Origin of the sequence: Pseudomonas sp. K5002 (assembly GCF_013386655.1) — a bacterium.
Taxonomy (GTDB): Bacteria; Pseudomonadota; Gammaproteobacteria; order Pseudomonadales; family Pseudomonadaceae; genus Aquipseudomonas.
On record NZ_JACARK010000099.1, the window covers coordinates 1 to 806 of the forward strand.

Genomic DNA, 806 nt, shown 5'->3' on the forward strand with positions numbered 1-806 from the left:
GCGCTGCATGCCGGCGTGCTGCAACCCGCCGAGGCGCAGACCCTGCGTGACGCCGAAGCAGCGCGACGCAAGGTGATCGACGTGGATGATTTCAGCAAGGAAGAACTGAGCCAGGCCGAGGGAAAAGTCCGCTGATCCCAGCGGTCATATAAAAACGGGTAGAGTGCCCTGCCTCACAAATACTGATCCCTTTTGACGGCGTCTGTTGTCGTCATGCTGCGTTGCCGCTCCTCGCCATAGCAAGCTATGACTCGTCGCGGCGCCTTGCCTGACAACAACAGCCACTCGTCAAAAGGAATCGTATTTGTGAGGCAAGGCACCGAGCTATATACTCTCGCGCCCGTTTTGCTCTTGAGGACTTATCTCGTGTCCAACGTCGTTGCCGATCATCTCGTCTTGCTCGACCACCTGCGCAGCATCCTGGTTGCCGTCGGCGAAGCCGAACAGGTTCCCGAGGAAAGCCACCTCCTGTTCCTGGAGCGCTTCGATGAACTGCGCGCCTTGCTGCCCATCGACCCGATCGAAAGCCAGTACCTGGGCCAGGACATGATGAGCCAGGTCATCCTGCGCTACCCGCAAATTGCTCACCTGGTACCGCGCGACCTGCTGTGGTTCTTCGGTGGCGACTGCCTGCACTTCATGCCCGACGACGAGCTGGACCTGTACCAGGCCCTGGAAGAACGTCGCTTCGAAGCTGAACAGAACGACGAACCGTTCGACTGGAACCAGGAAAAGCAGTTGTTGGCCATGTCCAATGACCAGCCCAAGCACTGATTTCAGGGCTAACGCAGATCAAATGTGGGAGC

2 protein-coding genes are annotated in these 806 nt (G+C 58.3%); both read left to right on the forward strand.

What is annotated here, in order from left to right:
• Positions 1-135: acyl-CoA dehydrogenase domain-containing protein (locus HX846_RS39475; protein WP_256739782.1), on the forward strand; the 135-nt coding region annotated here is incomplete at its 5' end.
• A gap of 231 nt (positions 136-366) precedes the next feature.
• Entirely contained in the window at positions 367-774 is a 408-nt protein-coding gene (locus HX846_RS06150) for a PA2817 family protein (RefSeq protein ID WP_003217220.1), read from the forward strand.
• The last annotated feature ends 32 nt before the right edge of the window (positions 775-806 follow it).